This is a genomic window from Flavobacterium sp. (assembly GCF_040402835.1).
Classification (GTDB): Bacteria; Bacteroidota; Bacteroidia; order Flavobacteriales; family Flavobacteriaceae; genus Flavobacterium.
The window spans coordinates 13,404-34,160 of the sequence record NZ_JBBALW010000019.1 but is presented as its reverse complement, the minus strand read 5'-3'; the positions used below and the strand labels follow the sequence as shown (position 1 = coordinate 34,160).

The 20,757-nt window shown below is 30.9% G+C and carries 23 protein-coding genes; 9 read left to right on the top strand and 14 right to left on the bottom strand.

The features are described 5' to 3' along the window. The first annotated feature begins 2 nt into the window (after nt 1-2). The 6 genes from AC9UEH_RS08035 to AC9UEH_RS08010 all read left to right on the top strand — a co-directional run bounded on the left by AC9UEH_RS08035 (nt 3) and on the right by AC9UEH_RS08010 (nt 4,336). The gene (locus AC9UEH_RS08035) at nt 3-713 is read left to right on the top strand and encodes a methyltransferase domain-containing protein (protein WP_509530576.1); all 711 of its coding nucleotides are present in this window, start codon (nt 3-5) and stop codon (nt 711-713) included. Between the two features lie 72 nt (nt 714-785). Continuing rightward, complete coding sequence (locus AC9UEH_RS08030; RefSeq protein ID WP_509530574.1) at nt 786-1,838, top strand: type III polyketide synthase; 1,053 nt, start codon at nt 786-788, stop codon at nt 1,836-1,838. 26 nt (nt 1,839-1,864) lie between these two features. After that, the gene (locus AC9UEH_RS08025; protein ID WP_509530572.1) at nt 1,865-2,293 is read left to right on the top strand and encodes a 3-hydroxyacyl-ACP dehydratase FabZ family protein; all 429 of its coding nucleotides are present in this window, start codon (nt 1,865-1,867) and stop codon (nt 2,291-2,293) included. A gap of 18 nt (nt 2,294-2,311) precedes the next feature. Next, nucleotides 2,312-3,580 carry a beta-ketoacyl-[acyl-carrier-protein] synthase family protein gene (locus AC9UEH_RS08020; protein ID WP_509530570.1) on the top strand — a complete coding sequence of 423 codons (1,269 nt, stop codon included), beginning with the start codon at nt 2,312-2,314 and terminating at the stop codon, nt 3,578-3,580. 16 nt (nt 3,581-3,596) lie between these two features. Beyond that, on the top strand, nt 3,597-3,851 hold the full coding sequence (locus AC9UEH_RS08015; RefSeq protein ID WP_509530568.1) for an acyl carrier protein: 255 nt from the start codon (nt 3,597-3,599) through the stop codon (nt 3,849-3,851). After that, the gene (locus AC9UEH_RS08010; protein ID WP_509530566.1) at nt 3,848-4,336 is read left to right on the top strand and encodes a 4'-phosphopantetheinyl transferase family protein; all 489 of its coding nucleotides are present in this window, start codon (nt 3,848-3,850) and stop codon (nt 4,334-4,336) included. Before AC9UEH_RS08015 ends, AC9UEH_RS08010 begins: the two co-directional genes overlap by 4 nt. Here AC9UEH_RS08010 and AC9UEH_RS08005 read toward each other — a convergent pair. The 5 genes from AC9UEH_RS08005 to AC9UEH_RS07985 form a co-directional block, all read right to left on the bottom strand. Continuing rightward, nucleotides 4,328-4,927, bottom strand: a complete 600-nt coding sequence (locus AC9UEH_RS08005) for a 3'-5' exonuclease (protein ID WP_509530564.1) — start codon at nt 4,925-4,927, stop codon at nt 4,328-4,330. The two genes, AC9UEH_RS08010 and AC9UEH_RS08005, sit on opposite strands and share 9 nt — an antisense overlap. A gap of 1 nt (nt 4,928) precedes the next feature. Beyond that, nucleotides 4,929-6,842 carry a DUF294 nucleotidyltransferase-like domain-containing protein gene (locus AC9UEH_RS08000; protein ID WP_509530562.1) on the bottom strand — a complete coding sequence of 638 codons (1,914 nt, stop codon included), beginning with the start codon at nt 6,840-6,842 and terminating at the stop codon, nt 4,929-4,931. A gap of 686 nt (nt 6,843-7,528) precedes the next feature. Then, entirely contained in the window at nt 7,529-8,863 is a 1,335-nt protein-coding gene (locus AC9UEH_RS07995; protein WP_509530560.1) for a DEAD/DEAH box helicase, read from the bottom strand. Nucleotides 8,864-8,878: 15 nt separating this feature from the next. Then, a complete protein-coding gene (locus AC9UEH_RS07990) occupies nt 8,879-10,408 on the bottom strand; it encodes a DEAD/DEAH box helicase (protein WP_509530558.1) in 1,530 nt (509 codons plus the stop codon). An 80-nt stretch (nt 10,409-10,488) separates the two neighbouring features. After that, nucleotides 10,489-11,004 carry a DUF6155 family protein gene (locus AC9UEH_RS07985; RefSeq protein ID WP_509530556.1) on the bottom strand — a complete coding sequence of 172 codons (516 nt, stop codon included), beginning with the start codon at nt 11,002-11,004 and terminating at the stop codon, nt 10,489-10,491. 98 nt (nt 11,005-11,102) lie between these two features. On the opposite strand from AC9UEH_RS07985, the gene AC9UEH_RS07980 reads away from it, so the two are divergent. Together AC9UEH_RS07980 and AC9UEH_RS07975 are read left to right on the top strand one after the other, a co-directional pair. Continuing rightward, complete coding sequence (locus AC9UEH_RS07980) at nt 11,103-11,387, top strand: DUF3817 domain-containing protein (protein ID WP_509530554.1); 285 nt, start codon at nt 11,103-11,105, stop codon at nt 11,385-11,387. After that, on the top strand, nt 11,380-12,645 hold the full coding sequence (locus AC9UEH_RS07975; protein ID WP_509530552.1) for a mechanosensitive ion channel family protein: 1,266 nt from the start codon (nt 11,380-11,382) through the stop codon (nt 12,643-12,645). The genes AC9UEH_RS07980 and AC9UEH_RS07975 overlap by 8 nt, the downstream gene beginning before the upstream one ends. Nucleotide 12,646: 1 nt before the next feature. Here AC9UEH_RS07975 and AC9UEH_RS07970 read toward each other — a convergent pair whose 3' ends face one another. After that, nucleotides 12,647-13,033 (bottom strand): acyl-CoA thioesterase, encoded by a 387-nt coding sequence (locus tag AC9UEH_RS07970; RefSeq protein WP_509530550.1) that lies wholly within the window; start codon nt 13,031-13,033, stop codon nt 12,647-12,649. Between the two features lie 118 nt (nt 13,034-13,151). On the opposite strand from AC9UEH_RS07970, the gene AC9UEH_RS07965 reads away from it, so the two are divergent. Then, on the top strand, nt 13,152-13,538 hold the full coding sequence (locus AC9UEH_RS07965) for a glyoxalase (protein WP_509530548.1): 387 nt from the start codon (nt 13,152-13,154) through the stop codon (nt 13,536-13,538). Here AC9UEH_RS07965 and hisIE read toward each other — a convergent pair whose 3' ends face one another. Genes hisIE through hisG form a run of 8 tightly spaced genes read right to left on the bottom strand, consistent with a single transcriptional unit; the run spans nt 13,539 to nt 20,610 of the window. Further along, the gene (hisIE, locus tag AC9UEH_RS07960; protein ID WP_509530546.1) at nt 13,539-14,144 is read right to left on the bottom strand and encodes a bifunctional phosphoribosyl-AMP cyclohydrolase/phosphoribosyl-ATP diphosphatase HisIE; all 606 of its coding nucleotides are present in this window, start codon (nt 14,142-14,144) and stop codon (nt 13,539-13,541) included. It lies immediately after the preceding gene. After that, the gene (hisF, locus tag AC9UEH_RS07955) at nt 14,141-14,896 is read right to left on the bottom strand and encodes an imidazole glycerol phosphate synthase subunit HisF (RefSeq protein WP_509530544.1); all 756 of its coding nucleotides are present in this window, start codon (nt 14,894-14,896) and stop codon (nt 14,141-14,143) included. Before hisF ends, hisIE begins: the two co-directional genes overlap by 4 nt. Before the next feature lie 7 nt (nt 14,897-14,903). Next, complete coding sequence (gene hisA / locus AC9UEH_RS07950; RefSeq protein WP_509530542.1) at nt 14,904-15,632, bottom strand: 1-(5-phosphoribosyl)-5-[(5-phosphoribosylamino)methylideneamino]imidazole-4-carboxamide isomerase; 729 nt, start codon at nt 15,630-15,632, stop codon at nt 14,904-14,906. Beyond that, complete coding sequence (gene hisH, locus AC9UEH_RS07945; RefSeq protein WP_509530540.1) at nt 15,633-16,217, bottom strand: imidazole glycerol phosphate synthase subunit HisH; 585 nt, start codon at nt 16,215-16,217, stop codon at nt 15,633-15,635. It lies immediately after the preceding gene. Between the two features lie 18 nt (nt 16,218-16,235). After that, entirely contained in the window at nt 16,236-17,375 is a 1,140-nt protein-coding gene (gene hisB / locus AC9UEH_RS07940; protein WP_509530538.1) for a bifunctional histidinol-phosphatase/imidazoleglycerol-phosphate dehydratase HisB, read from the bottom strand. Continuing rightward, on the bottom strand, nt 17,375-18,418 hold the full coding sequence (gene hisC, locus AC9UEH_RS07935) for a histidinol-phosphate transaminase (protein WP_509530536.1): 1,044 nt from the start codon (nt 18,416-18,418) through the stop codon (nt 17,375-17,377). Before hisC ends, hisB begins: the two co-directional genes overlap by 1 nt. Before the next feature lie 3 nt (nt 18,419-18,421). Then, the gene (gene hisD, locus AC9UEH_RS07930) at nt 18,422-19,720 is read right to left on the bottom strand and encodes a histidinol dehydrogenase (protein ID WP_509530534.1); all 1,299 of its coding nucleotides are present in this window, start codon (nt 19,718-19,720) and stop codon (nt 18,422-18,424) included. Between the two features lie 32 nt (nt 19,721-19,752). After that, complete coding sequence (gene hisG, locus AC9UEH_RS07925) at nt 19,753-20,610, bottom strand: ATP phosphoribosyltransferase (protein ID WP_509530532.1); 858 nt, start codon at nt 20,608-20,610, stop codon at nt 19,753-19,755. Nucleotides 20,611-20,757: the final 147 nt, after the last annotated feature.

Below are 20,757 nucleotides of genomic sequence, written 5' to 3'. Positions count from 1 at the left end.
AAATGTCTATAAACACAAAATACAGAACCGATTCTCCAGAAATAATGGATGATTTCACTTTGGAAGGTGAAGTATTGCGGGAAGCATTGGATAAAATTGCCAAAATAAATCAGTTGTTAGGAGGGAATTCATTGACTTTGAACGGAGTAAAAAAATTGATTTTAACCTTGCCAAAATCAAGAACGATTACAATAGTTGATATAGGTTGTGGCAATGGTGATATGTTGCGGATTTTATCAAATTATGGTAAAGAGAATAATTATTCATTTAATTTAATTGGAATCGATGCAAATGCTTTTACAGTTAATCACGCTAAAAAATTATCGGAATCCTATTTAAATATTACTTTCAGATGTGAAGATATTTTTAAATTCGATTTCAGCCAATTAAAATACGATATAGTATTGTGTACGTTAACTTTGCATCATTTTAAAAATCCAGAAATCGAGAATTTATTGACTACATTTTATGCCAATTCAAAACTTGGAATTGTAATCAATGATTTGCACAGAAGCATTCTTGCATATCGATTATTTCAAGTAATTTGTTTTCTATTTCAATTGAATTCAATGTCTCGTGAAGATGGATTGACTTCAATATTACGAGGATTTAAAAAAGAAGAGTTGGAATCCTTATCTGTAAAATTGGGGTTTAAAAAACATATAATTCAATGGAAATGGGCTTTTAGATACCAATGGATTATTTGTAAATAGACAAATAGACTAAAAGATAATAGATAAATAGATGAGAGACGAATAGAAATTGATGTAAATGTTGAAGAAAATATGAGTGTAAAAATTAAATCGGTTTGCAAACAATTGCCGAAATATTCGAGAACTACCGAGGAAATCATGCCTTTTTTAGAGTCTTGGCTTGAAGGACAAGAACCTCGATTTATACGAAAAGTAAAGAAAATTTTTGAAGGTGCTGCTGTTGATAAACGGTACTCAATTATGGACCCAACCGAAGTTTTCACACCTACTTCCTTTGAAGAACGAAATGCAATTTATGTGCGAGAAGTAATTGATTTGGGTGAAAAAGTTTTGGAAAAAGCATTACTAAAAGCAAATTGGAATCCCGAAGATTTAGATTATATTATTACGGTAAGTTGCACTGGTATTATGATTCCGTCATTAGATGCCTATTTAATTAACACATTAAAATTGCGCCAAGACATTGTTCGTTTGCCCGTCACAGAAATGGGTTGTGCTGCAGGAATATCAGGAATTATTTACGCTAAAAATTTCTTACAAGCAAATCCCGGAAAACGAGCCGCCGTAATTGCTGTTGAAAGTCCAACAGCCACTTTTCAGTTGAATGATTTTTCGATGGCAAATATTGTAAGTGCCGCTATTTTTGGTGATGGTGCTGCCTGTGTTTTGCTTTCATCTTGTGAAGAGGAAGAAGGTCCTGAAATTTTATCCGAAGAAATGTATCATTTTTACGATGCAATTGAAATGATGGGTTTTAAACTAACTAATTCAGGATTGCAAATGGTTTTAGACGTGGAAGTTCCAAATACAATTGCAACTCATTTTCCTGAAATAATCCATCCTTTTTTGGCAAAAAACAAGTTCACAATTGAAGATATTCATCATTTAATATTTCATCCGGGCGGAAAAAAAATTGTACAAACTGTAGAAGATTTGTTTTCTGATTTGGGTAAAAACATCAATGATACCAAAGAAGTTTTGAGATTATATGGTAATATGTCAAGTGCAACTGTTTTATATGTTTTAGAACGAATTATGGAAAATAATCCTCAAAAAGGCGAATTAGGTTTAATGTTGAGTTTTGGTCCTGGGTTTTCAGCACAAAGAGTTTTATTACGATTTTAATTTAGTTGAATTAATACAAAATCAATTTGAATAATCAAGAAATAATAGCAAAATTACCATACTCAGTACCTTTTCTGTTTGTTGATGAACTTATATCAATAGATGAAAATGGAGCAGAAGGAACATTTACATTTGATGAAAATTTAGAATTTTATAAAGGTCATTTTAAAGAAAAACCCGTTACACCTGGAGTAATTTTGACTGAAGTTATGGCACAAATTGGATTGGTTTGTTTAGGAATATATTTATTGAATAATGAATTTAGTAAAAATACTTCAATTGCCTTAACATCAACGAATATAGATTTTTTAAAACCTGTTTTTCCTTCTGAAAAAGTAACTGTAATTTCAGAGAAAATGTATTTCCGTTTTGGCAAATTGAAATGTAAAGTTATAATGAAAAATGAAAATGAAGAAATTGTTTGTAGAGGTGAAATTGCAGGAATTATTATCTAATATAAATGGAATCTATAAATGAATAGAAGAGTCGTAATAACGGGACTTGGCGTAGTTGCTCCAAATGGAGTTGGGCTTGCTGAGTTTACACATTCCATCAAAAACGGTATTTCCGGAATAAAACACAATTCTGAATTGGAACGGTTGCAGTTTTCTTGTCAAATATCTGGAACTCCTGACATTCCACCCGAATTAATATTGAACTATTTTACAGAATTAGAATTACGAAATTTCAATTCATCAGGTATTTTATATGGCGTAATTGCTGGAATTAATGCCTGGAAAGATGCGGGATTATTGATAAATAACGATAATGAACCCGATTGGGATAGCGGAACTATTTTTGGAACTGGTACTTCTGGAATTGATAAATTTAGAGAAAGTATATACAAAATTGATGCTTTTCAGACTCGGAGATTAGGAAGTACAGCAGTGGCACAAACAATGAATAGTGGCGTAAGTGCCTATTTGGGCGGAAAATTAGGTTTAGGAAATCAAGTTTCTACTAATTCGTCAGCTTGTACAACGGGAACTGAAAGTATTTTGATGGCTTTTGAAAGAATAAAATCTGGTCAAGCCAATCGAATACTCGCAGGCAGTACAAGTGATTCTGGACCTTACATTTGGGGAGGTTTTGATGCAATGAAAGTTTGTACCTACAAACATAATGAAACTCCTGAAAGTGGCTCAAGGCCAATGAGTGAAAGCGCTTCCGGATTTGTGCCCGGAAGTGGGGCAGGGGCTTTAGTCTTAGAAGATTTTGAAAGTGCTTTGCTTCGTGGAGCAAGAATTTATGCAGAAGTTTTGGGTGGAAATGTCAATTCGGGAGGTCAGCGAGGTGGAGGTACAATGACGGCACCAAATCCAACAGCAGTTCAAAAGTGCATTACAAGTGCAATTGAAAACTCGGGAATTTCAGCAAATGATATTGATGCGATTAATGGACATTTAACAGCAACTTCAAAAGACAGTTTAGAAATTCAGAATTGGAGCAACGCATTAAACAGAAAAGGAATAAATTTTCCTTATATAAATTCATTGAAATCAATGGTAGGGCACTGTTTGACAGGTGCAGGAAGTATTGAAAGTGTAGCGACTGTTTTGCAATTGAAGCAAGGTTTTATCTTTCCAAATATAAATTGTATGGATTTGCATCCTGAAATTACTGCAATAATTGACGAAGGTTGCATTCCTCAAAAATTAATTGAAAATGATTTGAATGTAATAATCAAAGCAAGTTTTGGTTTTGGAGATGTAAATGGATGTGTCGTATTTAAGAAATATTAATAAAAAAATAAAAATAATGGATAAAGAAGCAACGATTACGAAATTGAAAACAATTATTAAGCCGTTTATTAATAATGAAGAAGCATTTGAAAACCTCACGGAAACTACTGATTTCATTACTGATTTGAATATTAATTCTGCAAATTTGGTTGATATAATATTAGATATCGAAGAAGCTTTTGCGATTGATATAGACAACCAGTCTATGGAACGAATGTTAACTATTAAAGCTGCTTTAGAAATAATTGAAACCAAATTAGCCGAAAAATGATAGGAAATGACGTTGTTGATTTGGCATTGGCGCTTAAAGAAAGCAATTGGAAAAGAAAAGGATATTTGGATAAAATATTCACTATAAACGAACAATTACTAATCATAAAATCTGATAATCCTGAAAATATGGTTTGGAATTTATGGAGTAGAAAGGAAGCTGCCTATAAAATTTTCAATAGAAATATTGGGATTAGAATCTATAATCCAATTCAATTTGAATGTTTTGATACCGATAAATCAATAGGAAAAGTTATGAATAATGACGTTTTATATTATACAAAAACAGAAATTAATTTGGATTACATTCATACTGTTTCAGTACTAAATAGCACTGACTTTAAAAGCATTAAATTCTTAAATAGAACTAACGAAATGATCAAAATCGAAGGGATTCCATTTCTAAAAGAAGCTAATAATGATGAATTAAATCCCATATCAATAAGTAATCACGGAAGATTTGAAAAAATAGTATCTTTATTTTAATCCCAGTCGCAACTTTAATTTTAAAAATAAAAGTGCAATAGTATAGGCTTCTTCGGGTGTTGAAGCTATTTCTGAAGATGCGGGAAGTTTGAAATGAGCGCATAACTGATCGATGGAAACGGGTTTATCTGAAAGGTCATTAAGTTTTTGAAACATAATTTCAATATCCAAAGCTTCATTTTTCAATCTGCCACAATCTAACTTTTCAAGGGCAGCATTTATCAAATTCACAGCAAAATCTATTTTATGTCCAACTAAAGTTGCATTTCCCAAGTACTCTATAAACGCCTGAATAGCTTCTCGTTCACCAAGTTTTGGTTGTGTACTTTTGATAATAAATTCATTAGATAATCCATTATCGTGCAAATAAATATATTGCAATAGAACCACTTCAAAACTATCGCCAATACGAATACTATCTTGTTCAATTGCAACTGCACCAAAGGATAAAATCACATCTTTTTCAGGGTTAGTTCCTGTATAAGTAATGCTTAACGAAACATACCGCTGTGATTTTTTATCGAATTTAGAAAGATAATGCTTCCAAAATTCGGGATATTCTTTATTTATGTTTTTAATCCAATCTAACATATTATGAAAATTGAGTCAGTTGAAAACTATCTTTTATTAATTCTTCCATATCTTTTAAAGGAGCAATAGCGTTTTTTAAATTTTCCTTATCCACTTTAGAAAGGTCTTCAATATTAATAAATTGACCCGAATTATCATATTTCAAACCTTCGGAAGTTTGTAATTTCGTCGCTATTTGAAAGGCATCAGCACAATTCAAATAAATTTCAGAATTTTTCGCATCTGTTATTGCCAATTGCTTAAATCGTAAATAGGTATTGTTAATTCCTCGTATAGTGTGACTTAATACAAATAGTCGTGCGCCATCAACCAATGGCAGTATAAGTCTGTTTTTTATATCAAAATTACCTTTATTAACGCCAGTTTCTTCGACATTGAATTTTTTGAAAAAGCTTAAAGGTGGCGGTTTTCTTAATGCATCATTACCCAAATAGTCAAAAAACAACTTATTTTTTTTAGTATTTACAAATATAATATCGGTAATCGCATCTTGAATTTTTTGCTCCCCAAAAGCAATTTCATAATCAAAAAACACACTGCTAATTTCATTGTTTTTTTCACCTGGAGTATTCATCCAATTACTATATTGTTTTATCCACTCTGTCAATGACTTACACCATAGCATATTACTTGAAACATGTCCGTTTTGACACGATTCATATCCAACGATTTCTAAAATTGAAACTGCTTTTTTTGTCAATTTCATGAAATAATTTTTTACATCCCGATATTTTTCAGCGGCAATATCTTCAAACACCAAAATACTATCTTGATCGGTCAATAATAATTGTTCTTTTCTACCTTGACTTCCAATGCTTAACCACGCAAAACGAGCAGGGGGTGAGCCTAAATCTAAAATCGCTAATTCTACGGAACGCTTAATGATTGCTAGGTTTATTTCACTTGCAATATTGGTAATATGAGTTAATGGAATGTTTTTGGCTAATGAAGTTTGTACTAAATCCGATAGTTTTGAACGCACTCGACTTAAATCACTTGCATTTTGAGAACGTTTAACTTCTTTAATAAAAACCCCTGGATTACTCGCTTGAGAAACTATTAAATCGTGTTCTGTAATAATTCCTTTGATTTCAGATTTGTCAGAACCATCAACGGTAACACACAAATGACTGACATTATTTTTCAATAAAAGCAATTGCGCTTCGGCTAATGAAACGTTCTCAGCTACTGTAATTACTGGCGATGTCATTATTTTATTAATTGTAGAAGTAATTTCAAAACGTCCTGTTGCAATTTTTGTTCGCATATCTGTATCCGTCACAATCCCAACAGGGAAGTTGTGTTCCGAAATGATTGCGTTATCAACCAAATTGTCTGTCATCAATTGCGCAACATCTTTAATAATGTGATTTAAAGCTATCTTTAAGGGCGTTTTATTGTAGGTTAAAGACTGAAAATATTGAATTTCAGTAGGCTTTGATGTAAATGCCACATTATCGGATAGTAATTTACCTTTATTTTCTTTATCGGCTGGATTACTAGTATTATTAGCAAAACTTTCCAAAAGAAAATTCAAAACTTCTGAATTTTGCGCTACAAATGGTCTGAAAGTAGCAATTGGGATAGCATAAACAATACATTCTTCACGAGCTTTTGCAGTCATCATATAGTTGTTTTTCGCAAAAAATGGACGCAATCCAAAAACATCACCTGCAATACATTTATTTAATAAAGTTTCTTCTGAATCAGAAATTACAAATAAATTGATGACTCCGGATGCAACCATATAAAAACTATCATGCAATGTATCGTTAATTTGAAATAAAGTTTTATTTTTCTCTAAATTAATTACCCGAATATTCATAGCAACAATAGTCAATTCTTCAACAGAAAGATTGTTAAATGGAGGGAATTGCTTTAAAAAATCAGCGATGCGAGTAGCAAGAGTGTTCATTATATTGGTACTAATTAAATATGTCTGTAAATTTAGACTTTATTCTTAAAAGATACAAGAATAGTATATTTATGAATATTCTATTTTACATAATATAAATTATAGTTCAATTATTAATAAAGTTTCAGTAAATTGTTTTAAATAACATTTGTTTTATCATTTTAAGTAAATTTTTAATTATCTTAGCTACTCTGAAAATCGATCATGATTTTACATTGATTAAACAAAATTAATAAACACAAATTAAAACAACTATTATGAGATTATTTATTTTTAAGTGGTATCCTGTTATTCTAGCTTTTATCTGCATGTTATACTCAATAACCTTGGGTATTCTCGGAAGACATGAAGAAGCTCTATATTCTGCGCATTGGCCAGGTACAATTTTATTATTTGCATTAGTAATCCGCCAAAGAAGAACAACATGAGCATAGGATTTTTTATTGTTGGTGGAGTAATTTTTGCATTTTATATGTATTTTACTATTTGGAATATTTTTTATTCAGGTAAAAAACAAAGAGATGAAAATTATCCTAACATAGCAAAGAAAAAATAATTAGTGGTAATCTATTGTTAAAACAAAAAAATAGAATAATTATTTTAAACATTTCTAAATTTTTGTTTTTCAATCGATTATGGTTTAAAATCAAAAGTTTAAATTGTAACGTTCGTATAATACGGAAAAATTACTTTTTTTTCTTCCTAACCTCTTTATTTACAGAGACTTCTTTATTTTGCAACATATAATTTGCCAACATTTTTTCAATTAATTCATCTTTAGTTAAATGATGGAAAACCGTTTTGATTCGGTCTTTTAATTCTATTTCTAATTTGTGATTTGGTTTGGTTTTGAAGATTTGTTTTGCCCACAAAAATGCATTGTTTTCATCAATACTAACAACATCTGGTTTTTTGTACGGAATAAATTTAATTCCCAATTCTTTTTCAAAACCTGCAATTTCAGCAACTTCTTCTTTTTGTAAAACTGTCAATGAAAGTCCTTTGGCACCCGCTCGTGCTGTTCTGCCGCTTCGATGCACATAAGTTTCATAAACATCTGGCAAGTGATAATTTACTACATACGAAATCGCTTGAACGTCAATTCCTCTGGCTGCTAAGTCGGTTGCAACCAAAATATTGATGTGTCCTTCCCGAAATTGTACCATAATTCTGTCACGAATTGGTTGTGTCAAACTTCCGTGAATTGCACCCGATGAAAATCTATTTATGGCTAAATTCTTAGCTAATTTGTTGACAGCAGCTTTAGTTTTGCAAAAAATTATTCCACGTTCTCCATCTTTTGAAGAAAGAAAATGCATCAAAACATCTAATTTTTCAATTGGATCAACAACCACAAATTGATGGTCAATTCCTTGATTTCCGACCGTTTCCATATTGGCACTTACTTCTGTAACGTGCTTTGACATATAGTTTTGAACCAACTGCTTTATAGTTCCCGGCATTGTCGCGGAAAACAAAAATGTTCTTCTATTTTTTGGTAATTCAGCTACAATTTCATCCAAACCTTCTTTCAAAATCGAAACCATTTCATCCGCTTCATCAAGAACTAAATACTTAGTTTCCATAATGTTTATAGCTTTCCGTTGAATTAAATCTATCAAGCGTCCTGGCGTGGCGATTACAATATGAGTTGGAAGTGTTAAGCGTTCTATTTGAGGTTTTATTGGGATTCCACCACAAATTGCAGCTATAGAAATTTCAGGTAAATATTTAGAATACGACTCTAAATTACTCAAAATTTGATGTCCTAATTCTCTTGTTGGAACTAATATTAGGGCTTGAATATTCGTTGCATCCAAATCTATTAATTGCAGTAAGGGCAAGCCAAAAGCAGCGGTTTTACCCGTTCCTGTTTTTGCAAAACCAACAAAATCATCGGTTTTAGTAAGTAAAATCGGAATAGATTTCTCTTGAATTTCTGTTGGAATTGAAATTTTTAAATCGGATAAACCCTTAACTAAAACTTCTGAAACTCCTAAATTGGAAAATTGCTTTGACATCTTATTATAAATTAATTAATCGAAAAGTGCTTCTCGTATTTTTTTTCCTATTAATAGGTTTAATTTAATTTTATAATCGTCAACCAGCCATTCACGGTAATTTTTTGAGCAATGGCTCAAGCAAGTTGAATAGCGTTTCATTCGGCATTCAATATCATCTTGAAGTTCACGCGCTAAAACTTTTGCTTCTTTTAAATCTTCAGAATTATCAACGCACATTGAAGCGTGTTGCTCTAAAGATTTATCCAAGACGATTTTTGAACGTAAATTCTGGGCAATGATTTTTTTGTGTTCGTCATCAACATCAAAAGTTACAACGGCTGTATTTTTGAATTTTTCTCTTAATTCTGGTGGCATTTGATATTTAAAAAACAATTCGATTTCAACATCGTCACGAAGATTTTCAAGGTAAAATTCTGGAGATTTAAATATGTGTTGCCAATCAATTGGTGCACTCCAAAGTCCGAATCGAGCGGCATTATTTCCCAAATCAATTACATTAAATGTATTTTTATTTGGTAATTTTCTAGAACCACGACCAATCATTTGATAATATAATGTCAATGATTTTGTAGCTCTATTTAAAATTATAGTTTCTACTGTAGGTTCGTCAAATCCAGTTGTCAAAATCCCGACAGAAGTCAAAATTGCATCTGGTGTTTTCTTGAACCAACTCAAAATATCCTTGCGTTCTTCAGGGCTGCAAGTATTATCCAAGTGGCGAATAATATATCCAGCTTCTCTAAAAGTTTCATAAACAAACAAGGAAGTATTGATTCCATTATTGAAAATCAAGGTCTTTTTACCCAACGATTTTTCAGCATATGCGTGAAGTAATTTTTCCTGCATCACCATATTAGAATACAAATCGTCAGACGATTTCACCGTATAATCACCGTTAATTCCAACTTTTAAGGAAGTTAATCCCACATCATAACTATAGGTAATTGCTTTTGCAAGAAAACCTTTGTCAATTAAAGAGGCAATTGTATCGCCGACAATCAACTCGTCATAATTTTCGTTCATTGGCAATTTAACATTAGAACTCAATGGCGTAGCGGTAACACCAAGAATAAATGCGTTTGTAAAGGAACTTAATAATTTTCTGAAGGAATTGTAATGCGCTTCATCAATAATCACCAAACCAATATTATCTAAATGTAATTTTTCATCGTTAATACGGTTTTTCAACGTTTCAACCATTGCCACAAAACAAGAATAATCATTTTGATCGGGCAATTCTTTGATTTTGCTGTTGATAATCTTATTTTTCACATCGAAACCTTTAAGCATTTTTGAAGTTTGCTTACACAATTCGATGCGGTGTGTTAAAACAACAACTTTTTTGTCGTGCTTGGCAATATATTGTCTGACAATTTCAGAAAATATAACGGTTTTACCACCACCAGTAGGCAATTGATACAATAAATGATGGTTTTTAGGGGCATTATCTAATCGTTCAAAAATAGCGTCAATGTCGCCTTGTTGATACCCATAAAGTTCTTTTTTATCTTCAATTTCAATTTCTAATTCTTTATGTGGCATTATTTTAATTATGATTTTTGCAAAAATACACCTAAAAAAGGGTTATTCAAGCATTAATAAAGTATAAATCATAACTATTTTTAATATTCAAATCTTTCCATTATGGCATTGAACTCATAAATATTAAACCATTCTTGAGATTCTGCTTCAGTTCTAATGGCTTCCACCCTATTTTTGAACTCATATAAAACACCATTTGCAATCATAAAACTAATTGCTTGCTCAAAAGAATTAAGTAAGCTTTTAAAAAATAATTCTTGTTTTATGACTTTTTCTGAGGAATAGGTTTGAGCAATTTCAATGGAATACAACATTACATCGGCAATAATAAACGGATCTACACCCAACATTATGAAGTGTTTTATAAATTTTTGAGCAACAGAACGTCTCGCTTTGGGTCTTTTGCCGCGAATAGGAAAATACTCGTTAGAAACTTTGAGCTTACAATCTTGAACTAATTTATTTTCGTTTGGATTAAAAACAAAATTATAATAAGTTTTCACAGGCAGAAACTTGTCATATAATGCTATGATTTGCTCTTCTAATTGCTGTTTATCGAGTTCGATTAGGTATTTTTTTAGATCTCGTTTACTCATATAGTGTTGTAATTATTACAAAAGTAAATTACTTTTTGATTCTTTCTATATTTATCAATCATAATAGTTAATTTTGTATTTTTAAATTTATAAAATAAATGCTTAAAACTTTCAAAATCATTGCTATCCTTGAAGGGATATCCTATATAGTATTATTTTCAAATATGCTTTTTATAAAACCAATTGATTTCGTTTTATATCACAAATTATTATATCCAATTGGAATGACACACGGTGTACTTTTTATCGGATACGTTGCTTTAGCTATTTTATTAAAGAAATCTCAAAATTGGAATTTTACCAGTTTGGGATTCATTTTATTGGCCTCCCTCCTACCTTTTGCAACTTTTTTTATTGAAAAAAGATATTTAAAAAATGTATAAATTATTACAAAATATATTTGGATGGTGTCAGCCGTTATTAAAAAGTTGGGGCATTGATTCTTCTATGGCATCCTATATTAATACTGCTTTAAACATACTTGTTTTGTGCGTTTTGTCCTATTCTATTTATATCATTTTTAGGATAGTTTTGGTTACAGTGATGATTTATATTGCTAAAAAAACGAAAACAAAATTTGATGATTTATTGGTTTCAAATAAAACTGCCAAATATATTGCTCATTTAATTCCGTTGTTATTCATCTATAAATCAGTGCCAATAATTTTAAATGATTTCGTGTATTGGGAAACTATTTTCGGTAAATTAATTGGTGTTTATATCGTATTATTAGTGCTTTGGATTATCAGAACCGTTTTTAATGCCTTGCGAGATCATCTAAAACAAACGCCAAAATACAGCGACAAACCAATTGACAGCTACATTCAGGTAATTATGATTGTGTTTTGGATTTTTGGAATAATTATTATCGTTTCTGAAATTTTTGATATTGATACCCAAAAACTATTAGCAATTCTTGGAGCTGCTTCAGCAATAATAATCTTAATTTTTCGAGATACAATTCTTGGATTTGTAGCAAGTGTTCAGGTTTCGTTGAATGACATGGTTCGTATCGGCGATTGGATTACATTTGACAAATTTGGTGCCGATGGAGATGTAATTGAAATTAATTTGGCTACCGTAAAAGTGAGAAATTTTGATAATTCTACCACTACTATTCCTACGTACAGTATGATTTCTGATTCCTTTAGAAACTGGCGTGGAATGCTTAATTCAGACGGAAGACGTATTAAACGACACCTCCTTATTCGTCCGAATAGCATCCGTTTTATGAATGAAAGTGAACTTGAAAATTTGAAGAAAATCCAATTAATTAGTATTTATATTATTCATCGTCAAGAGGAAATCGAAAAATTTAATTCTAAAAATAGTATAGATAAATCTATTGCTATAAATGGTAGAAACCTAACTAATTTTGGATTGTTTAGAAAATATATTACTCAATATCTTCATAATTACCCGGGTTTAAATAAAGATATGATTTTGCTTTGCAGACAATTGCAACATAATCAAAACGGAATTCCATTAGAAATTTATGCCTTTTCAAATGACAAAAAATTTGAGAATTACGAATATATAATGGCAGACATTTTTGATCATATCTTTGCCTCAATAAAATATTTTGATTTAGAAATTTTTGAATTATCTTCTAATTCGGATGAGAAAAATCAATCCGAATAGCCTATTTCAATCGGTCTCGTATGAATTCTATTTCAGTTTTTCCGTGAGTTTGTGGCTTTCCGTCGGAACCAAGACTTACCATAGTAATCGACTCTATTGTGATAATTGTTTCTCGAGTCATTATATTTCGAGCTTCACATTTTAATGTCAATGAAGAAAATCCAAATTTTACAACATCAATACCAATTTCGATAATATCGCCTTGTTTAGCAGAACTTCTAAAATTAATTTCCGACATGTGTTTGGTAACAATTCTAGTGTTTTCCAATTGTATTATTGAATAAAGCGCTAATTCTTCATCAATCCATGCCAATAATTTCCCTCCAAATAACGTCCCATTAGGGTTTAAATCTTCGGGTTTTACCCATTTTCGTGAGTGAAATCTCATAAATAGTTTTTTCAAATTTACAGATTATTACTTATAATTTATAATCGTTTAAAAAAAATAAAAAAATTACAATTCAAATTTTTTGTATTTGATAAATCCTTTTTACCTTTATAAAAAAATGAGTATCAGAAACCAATTTTTAAAAGAATTTCGCGGAGACGCCTTAGGAATTATTAATTTTGAAACATCATCAGAGGAATACTTTCAAAATCAAACACTTCGTCCGATTTTAAAGTTACAAAATGACTTTTTTATTGAAATTTTTAAAAACTACATTATAAAAAGTAAAGCAAATTTTGAAAGCTTTACCATTGAAAAAAAATTCCAATTTATAGAGATTAGTATTCAAAAGGATACTAAATTTAGAAGTCTTTTAATTGGAATTGTAATTGGCCTTTTTACAACTGATGAATATGTTATGTATTCTAATAATTCCTCTAATATAAACAAACGAATAATAACAATGCTTATCGAAAGAATTAAAAGTCAATTGCAGCTGTTATAATTAACTTTTTTCTTCTCTACATTTCAAAACTGAAACCACATCTTGCAATTTAAAGCCCTTGGCTTGTAATAATATTAAATAGTGAAAAAGTAAATCTGCGCTTTCATCTAAAAATAGTTTGTCATTATTATCTTTCGCCTCAATGATAACCTCCACCGCTTCCTCCCCTACTTTTTGGGCAATTTTATTGATTCCTAACTCAAAAAGTGATGCTACATAACTTTTATCCGACGAACTATTCTCTCTTCGGCTTTTAATTGTTTTTTCTAATTTTGATAAAAATCCAAATTCAATATTATTAGATTCTTGCCAACAAGTGTCTGAACCAGTGTGACAAGTTGGTCCTTCTGGTTGTGCTTGAATTAAAAAAGTATCATTATCACAATCTATCTTAATTTCTACTAGATTTATATAATTACCACTTTCCTCACCTTTTGTCCATAATCTATTCTTGGAACGACTGAAAAACGTGACTTTATTTGTTAACAAAGTTTTTTCGTAAGCTTCTAAATTCATAAAACCGAGCATTAAAACCGTTTTCGTTTCACTATCCTGAATAATTGCGGGAAGCAATCCGTCCTTGCTTTTTGTAAAATCTATAATCATAATCGTATGGGTATTGAATTGTTTTTTAATGCTGTTTTTAATTCTTTAATTTCTATTTCTTGATAATGAAAAACACTCGCTGCAAGTGCTGCATCTGCTTTCCCAATTTCGAACACATCTATAAAATGTTGAATAGATCCAGCTCCTCCAGAAGCGATTATTGGGATATTTACTGACCTTGATAATTGTGCCAAAGCATCATTAGCAAAACCATTTTTTGTTCCGTCATTATCCATAGACGTGAATAAAATTTCTCCCGCACCACGCAATTCAACTTCTTTTGCCCATTCAAATAAATCCAAATCGGTAGGTATTTTTCCACCTACAAGATGAACTTTCCAAACGCCTTCAATTTTTTTTGCATCAATAGCTACAACAATGCATTGACTACCAAAATTCAATGCTAATTCATTAATTAAATTTGGATTTTTAACTGCAGATGAATTGATTGCAATTTTATCAGCACCATTATTTAAGAGTATTTCCACGTCTTTAACAGATGAAATTCCACCACCAACGGTAAACGGAATATTGATGGTTGCTGCAACTTTTCTAACTAAATTTACCAATGTTTTTCTTTGTTCCTCCGTTGCAGAAATGTCTAAAAAAACCAATTCATCAGCACCTTCATCTGAATATTTTTGAGCTAATTCAATTGGATCACCAGCATCTTTTAAATCCAAAAAATTGATGCCTTTTACCGTTCTTCCGTTCTTTATATCTAAACAAGGAATTATTCTTTTTGTAAGCATTAATTTTCTATTTAGTATTTAAAATATAATTCTCAATTTGTTTCAATGTTATTCGACCTTCATAAATTGCCTTACCAATAATCGTTCCTTCACAACCCATTTCCGCAATTTTTGGCAGTTCTTCAAATGTTGAAATCCCTCCAGAAGCTATTAATTTAATATTGGGAATTTCAGCTATAATCCTACTGTAAAGTTCAAAACTTGGTCCTTGAAGCATCCCGTCTTTAGAAATATCCGTACAAATAACATATTTAATGCCTTTGTTTTGATAGCCTTTTATGAATGGAATTAAATCCAAATTTGAATTTTCTAACCAACCAGAAACTGCCACTTTTTCATTTAAAGCATCTGCGCCAAGTATCACTTTTTCTGAACCATAATAAGCAATCCATTTTTCAAATAATTCACTGTTTTTAATTGCAATACTTCCACCCGTAATTTGGGTTGCTCCACATTCAAAAGCAATTTTAATATCGTTATCTGATTTTAAACCTCCTCCAAAATCAATTTTCAATTTCGTTTTAGAAGCTATTTGTTCTACTATTTTATAATTCACAATTGCACTTGATTTTGCACCGTCTAAATCAACCAAATGCAAATATTCGATTCCGTGATTTTCAAATGATTTAGCAACTTCCAAAGGATTTTCATTGTAAATAATTTTTGTTGAAAAGTCGCCTTTTGAAAGTCGAACACATTTACCATCTATAATATCTATTGCGGGAATTATTCTCATTTATACTATTTTTAAAAAATTACTTAAAATTTGTTCCCCGAATTTTCCGCTTTTCTCAGGGTGAAATTGAACCCCATAAAAATTATTTTTTTGTAAAGCAGATGAAAAGGGAACTTCATAATTTGTAGTTGCAATTGAATTTTCAGATTTTGGAACATAATAACTATGAACCATATACATAAATTCGTTTTCGGAAATACCTTTAAATAACTCAGATTTTAAATTATAAATGGTATTCCAACCCATTTGAGGCACTTTAACTTTTGAAGAAAATTTAACAACATTGACATCAAATATCCCTAATCCTTTTGTATTCCCTTCTTCAGAAAAATTACACATCAATTGCATTCCAAGACAAATTCCCAAAACGGGTTGTTTCAATTGAGGAATTAATTTGTCCAAACCGCTTTCTTTTAGTTTTTTCATAGCCGAACTAGCTTCTCCAACTCCAGGAAAAATAACTTTATCTGCTGATAGAATTTCATCTACATTATTACTTAAAATACCCTCAAAACCTAATCTTTGAAGTGCAAATTGAATGCTTTGGATATTTCCTGCTCCGTAATTTATAATAACTATCTTCATCTCTCTATTTCAGTTTTTTTATAGTAATCCTTTTGTAGAAGGCAAAATCATTTTTTCGGTATCCCTTTTTACTGCTGCTTTTATTGCTTTCGCAAATGCTTTAAAGATGGCTTCAATTTTGTGATGTTCATTAGTTCCTTCGGCTTTAATATTAATATTTGCTTTAGCACCATCAGAAAATGACTTGAAAAAATGCAAAAACATTTCTGTTGGCATTTCACCAATTTTTTCACGTTTGAAATCGGCATCCCAAACCAACCAGTTTCTACCGCCAAAATCCAAGGCTATTTGCGCCAAACAATCGTCCATTGGCAAACAAAATCCGTAACGTTCAATTCCTAATTTAGAGCCTAAAGCCTTTGAAAAAACTTCGCCTAAAGCAATTGCCGTATCCTCAATTGTGTGATGTTCATCCACTTGTAAATCACCTTTAACCTTTATTTCTAAGTCTATTTGTCCGTGTCGTGCGATTTGATCTAGCATGTGGTCGAAAAATGCAATCCCTGTTTCAATTGTACTCATTCCTGTTCCATCCAAGTCAATTTTGATATAAATATCAGTTTCATTTGTTTTTCTGTAAATTTCAGAAGTTCTATTTTCTAACTTTAAATACTCATAAATGGCTTTCCAAGAAATGGTTTCTAATGAAATAATTCTTTTCATTTCTTCAAGACTCAATTTAGATTCTTGACTCCCTAAATTTTCATTTTTATTTATAAAAATTGCTTTGCAACCCAAATTTTTAGCCAATTCAACATCTGTAATTCGATCGCCAATTACAATAGAATTTTCCAAATCATATTCAGAATTACCAATATATTTTGTTAACATTCCTGTTCGAGGTTTTCTATTCGGCGAATTTTCTTCGGGCAAACTTCTATCAATAAAAATTTCATAGAAAACAATTCCTTCATTTTCGAAAGCTTTTAATATGAAATTTTGAGTTGGCCAAAAGTCATTTTCAGGGAAACTATTTGTTCCTAATCCGTCTTGATTGGTGACTAAAACCAACTCAAAATCCATTTCTCTAGCGATTTTTCCTAAGTATTGAAATACATTTGGATAAAATTCCAATTTTTCTAAACTATCCAATTGATAATTATTTGGCTCAAGAACAATTGTGCCGTCTCGGTCGATAAATAATATTTTTTTTGCCATTATAAAGTATGTAAAGCGTTGATTAATTTTTCATTTTCTGATTTTGTTCCAATCGTAATTCGCAAACAATTTTCGCATAATAATTGGGTGGTTCGATTCCGAATAACAATTCCGAAATCGATAAGTTGATTGTATCTTTTTGATGCGTCATCAACTTTGATTAAAACGAAATTAGCATCTGATGGAAATATTTTTTCTATAAATTCAATTATTGATAACTGCTCAATTAAATCTCTTTTATTATCTAAAATAGTTTGAATTTCAATGTTGTATATATCAATATCTATAATCCTTTCCAATGCTTTTTCCTGAGACAAAACATTGATATTATAAGGAGGTTTTATCTTGTTTAGAATTGCAATAATTGTAGTTGAAGCATATAAAATTCCTATACGAATTCCTGCCATACCATATGCTTTTGACAAGGTTTGGGTAATTACTAAATTGGGATAATTTTTAATTTTTTTGAGCCAACTTTCCCTTTTTGAAAAGTCAATATACGCTTCATCCAAAACAATCAATCCATTGAATTTTTCAAGTAATTCCATAATAGCTGTTTCAGAAAAAGAGTTTCCTGTTGGATTGTTTGGGGAACATAAAAAAATAATTTTTGTATTCTCATCAACACCTTCTAAGATAGATTTTACATTGGGTTGAAATTCAGAATTTAATTTAATTTCTCTATTTTCAATCGCGTTTAAATCCGCTAAAACACCATACATTCCATAGGTTGGTGGCAAAGTAATAATATTATCTTTGTTCGGTTCACAAAAAGCTCTAAATAATAAATCTAAAACTTCATCACTTCCATTTCCTAATAAAATTTGATTTCTGTTGACTTTTTTTAATTCGGCTAAAGCCAATTTAACGCTGTTTTGTTGCGGATCTGGATACCGATTTACACCATTCTCAAATGGATTTTCATTGGCATCAAGAAAAATCATTTCCGTATTAAAATCCTTAAATTCCTCACGCGCTGAAGAATACGATTTCATATTTATAATGTTTTTTCTGACCAATTTATTTGCATCAAATGTTTCCATTACTTAACTGTTTAAATTGTTATTTATGTATTCTAATCTAAGTGAAACTGCCATTTTATGCGCTTGTAAACCTTCAGCTTCTGCCATAATTTCAATTGCATTTCCTATATTCTGAATCCCTTTTTCTGATATTTTTTGAAACGTCATTGCTTTTTGAAAACTATCTAAATTCACACCTGAATAATTTTTAGAAAATCCGTTTGTTGGCAACGTGTGATTCGTTCCTGAGGCATAATCACCCGCACTTTCAGGAGTAAAATTTCCAATAAAAATAGAGCCTGCATTTTCAATAGTATCAACAAAAAAACTTTCATTTTTACAACAAATAATTAAATGTTCTGGTCCGTATTCATTTATTAAATCCAAAGCTATAGCATCATTTTCGACATAAATCAATTTTGAATTTGCTATTGCTTGTTCAGCAATTTCTTTTCGTGGGAGATTTTGAATTTGCTTGCTAATTTCGGATTCTACAGCATATAACATTTTTTTTGATGTAGTAACCAAAATCACTTGACTATCGATTCCGTGTTCTGCCTGGCTCAATAAATCAGATGCAATAAACGAACTATTGGCACTATCATCTGCTACAATCAGCAATTCAGAAGGCCCCGCAGGCATATCAATTGCAATTCCAAATTGAGTGGCTTTTTGTTTTGCAACAGTCACAAATTGATTTCCAGGTCCAAAAATTTTATACACTTTAGGAATAGTTGCAGTACCAAAAGTCATTGCTGCAATAGCTTGAATTCCTCCCGCTTTATAAATTTTAGTAATACCACATAATTTTGCGGTATATAAAATTGCAGGATGAATTTCTCCTTTTTTATTTGGTGGCGAACAAATGATTATTTCACTACAATTCGCGATTTTTGCTGGAATAGCTAACATTAATACAGTTGAAAATAAAGGAGCCGTTCCTCCAGGAATATACAATCCAATTTTCTGAATGGGTCTCTTTTCTTGCCAACATAAAACGCCTTCTGTGGTTTCAACTTCAATTTTTTCGGTTTTTTGTGTTAAGTGAAATTTTTCAATATTGGCTTTCGCCAAATTAATAGCCAATTTTAACACCTCTGAAACTTCATTTGAAGCAAATTCTATTTCTTCCTCTGTCACCAATACATTTTCTAAAACAATACCATCAAATAAGGACGTATATTTTAATAAAGCGACATCTCCTTTTGTTTGTACTTCCTTAAATATTTCGGAAACACCAGCATCTAATTCGGCATAATTTGAAGTTGGTCTTTGCAAAATAGATTCCCAAGTTGATTGAATTGGATTTAATAGTAGGTTCATTTTTTATATTTTAAAGATTAAATTAGTTGAATTTAAAGAACCATTTTTTCAATCGGACATACTAAAATACCTTCGGCTCCAGCTGCTTTTAATTGATCGATAACATCCCAAAATAAATCTTCATTGATTACAGAATGAACACTACTCCACCCTTTTTCCGCTAATGGCATTACCGTTGGACTTTTCAAAACTGGTAAGATTTTACTGATTATTTCAATTTTGTCATTTGGTACATTCATCAAAATATATTTTGAATTTCTCGCTTTAAGCACCGATTGAATTCGGAATTGTAACTTGTCAAGAATTACTTTTGAAGTAGCAGAAATTTTAGGCGAAACCGCTAAAACAGCTTCACTTTTATAAATTACTTCTACTTCTTTTAGATTGTTTTTGAATAAGGTGCTACCGCTTGAAACAATATCAACAATGGCATCTGAAAGACCAATATTTGGTGCAATTTCAACAGAACCTGATATTTGGTGTAACTCAACTTGAACCTTTTTTGAAGAAAAATAATCATTAACTGTATTAGGATAGGAAGTTGCGATTCGTAAACCTTCTAAATCTTGAATAGAATTGTATTCAAATGATTTTGGAACTGCGATAGAAACCTTACATTTTGAAAATCCTAATTTTTCAATAACTTGAATATTTTTACCTTTTTCAATCAATAAATTATCACCAACAATAGCGGCATCTACAACGCCATCGATGAGATATTGAGGAATATCTGAATTTCGTAAATACAAAACTTCAAGTGAAAAATTGGAAGCCTCGGCTTTAAGTTGATCGTTTCCATTATTAATAGCGATACCACAATCCTTAAGAATCTGGATGCTTTCTTCATTTAATCGACCTGATTTTTGAATTGCAATTTTTAAAGTACTCATTTTTTTAAATTAAATTTGAATGAGTACAACTTGGATAAAAAAAACCCGTTTGGTGTACTCAAACGGGTTTTAGAAATTTGTGAATTACACGTATAACATTAACACTTCGCTTGAGAGCAAATATGGAAATGATGTTGATGTAAATTA

Coding starts and splice junctions, on each gene's coding strand:
- AC9UEH_RS08010 (WP_509530566.1), top strand. CDS start 3,848: ATGATAGGAAATGACGTTGTTGATTTGGCATTGGCGCTTAAAGAAAGC.
- AC9UEH_RS08035 (WP_509530576.1), top strand. CDS start 3: ATGTCTATAAACACAAAATACAGAACCGATTCTCCAGAAATAATGGAT.
- hisG (WP_509530532.1), bottom strand. CDS start 20,610: ATGAGTACTTTAAAAATTGCAATTCAAAAATCAGGTCGATTAAATGAA.
- hisIE (WP_509530546.1), bottom strand. CDS start 14,144: ATGATTATAGATTTTACAAAAAGCAAGGACGGATTGCTTCCCGCAATT.
- hisC (WP_509530536.1), bottom strand. CDS start 18,418: ATGGAAACATTTGATGCAAATAAATTGGTCAGAAAAAACATTATAAAT.
- AC9UEH_RS07990 (WP_509530558.1), bottom strand. CDS start 10,408: ATGCCACATAAAGAATTAGAAATTGAAATTGAAGATAAAAAAGAACTT.
- AC9UEH_RS08030 (WP_509530574.1), top strand. CDS start 786: ATGAGTGTAAAAATTAAATCGGTTTGCAAACAATTGCCGAAATATTCG.
- AC9UEH_RS07995 (WP_509530560.1), bottom strand. CDS start 8,863: ATGTCAAAGCAATTTTCCAATTTAGGAGTTTCAGAAGTTTTAGTTAAG.
- hisA (WP_509530542.1), bottom strand. CDS start 15,632: ATGAGAATAATTCCCGCAATAGATATTATAGATGGTAAATGTGTTCGA.
- AC9UEH_RS07970 (WP_509530550.1), bottom strand. CDS start 13,033: ATGAGATTTCACTCACGAAAATGGGTAAAACCCGAAGATTTAAACCCT.
- AC9UEH_RS08005 (WP_509530564.1), bottom strand. CDS start 4,927: ATGTTAGATTGGATTAAAAACATAAATAAAGAATATCCCGAATTTTGG.
- hisB (WP_509530538.1), bottom strand. CDS start 17,375: ATGGCAAAAAAAATATTATTTATCGACCGAGACGGCACAATTGTTCTT.
- hisH (WP_509530540.1), bottom strand. CDS start 16,217: ATGAAGATAGTTATTATAAATTACGGAGCAGGAAATATCCAAAGCATT.
- hisD (WP_509530534.1), bottom strand. CDS start 19,720: ATGAACCTACTATTAAATCCAATTCAATCAACTTGGGAATCTATTTTG.
- AC9UEH_RS07965 (WP_509530548.1), top strand. CDS start 13,152: ATGAGTATCAGAAACCAATTTTTAAAAGAATTTCGCGGAGACGCCTTA.
- AC9UEH_RS08000 (WP_509530562.1), bottom strand. CDS start 6,842: ATGAACACTCTTGCTACTCGCATCGCTGATTTTTTAAAGCAATTCCCT.
- AC9UEH_RS07975 (WP_509530552.1), top strand. CDS start 11,380: ATGTATAAATTATTACAAAATATATTTGGATGGTGTCAGCCGTTATTA.
- AC9UEH_RS07985 (WP_509530556.1), bottom strand. CDS start 11,004: ATGAGTAAACGAGATCTAAAAAAATACCTAATCGAACTCGATAAACAG.
- AC9UEH_RS08015 (WP_509530568.1), top strand. CDS start 3,597: ATGGATAAAGAAGCAACGATTACGAAATTGAAAACAATTATTAAGCCG.
- AC9UEH_RS07980 (WP_509530554.1), top strand. CDS start 11,103: ATGCTTAAAACTTTCAAAATCATTGCTATCCTTGAAGGGATATCCTAT.
- AC9UEH_RS08020 (WP_509530570.1), top strand. CDS start 2,312: ATGAATAGAAGAGTCGTAATAACGGGACTTGGCGTAGTTGCTCCAAAT.
- hisF (WP_509530544.1), bottom strand. CDS start 14,896: ATGCTTACAAAAAGAATAATTCCTTGTTTAGATATAAAGAACGGAAGA.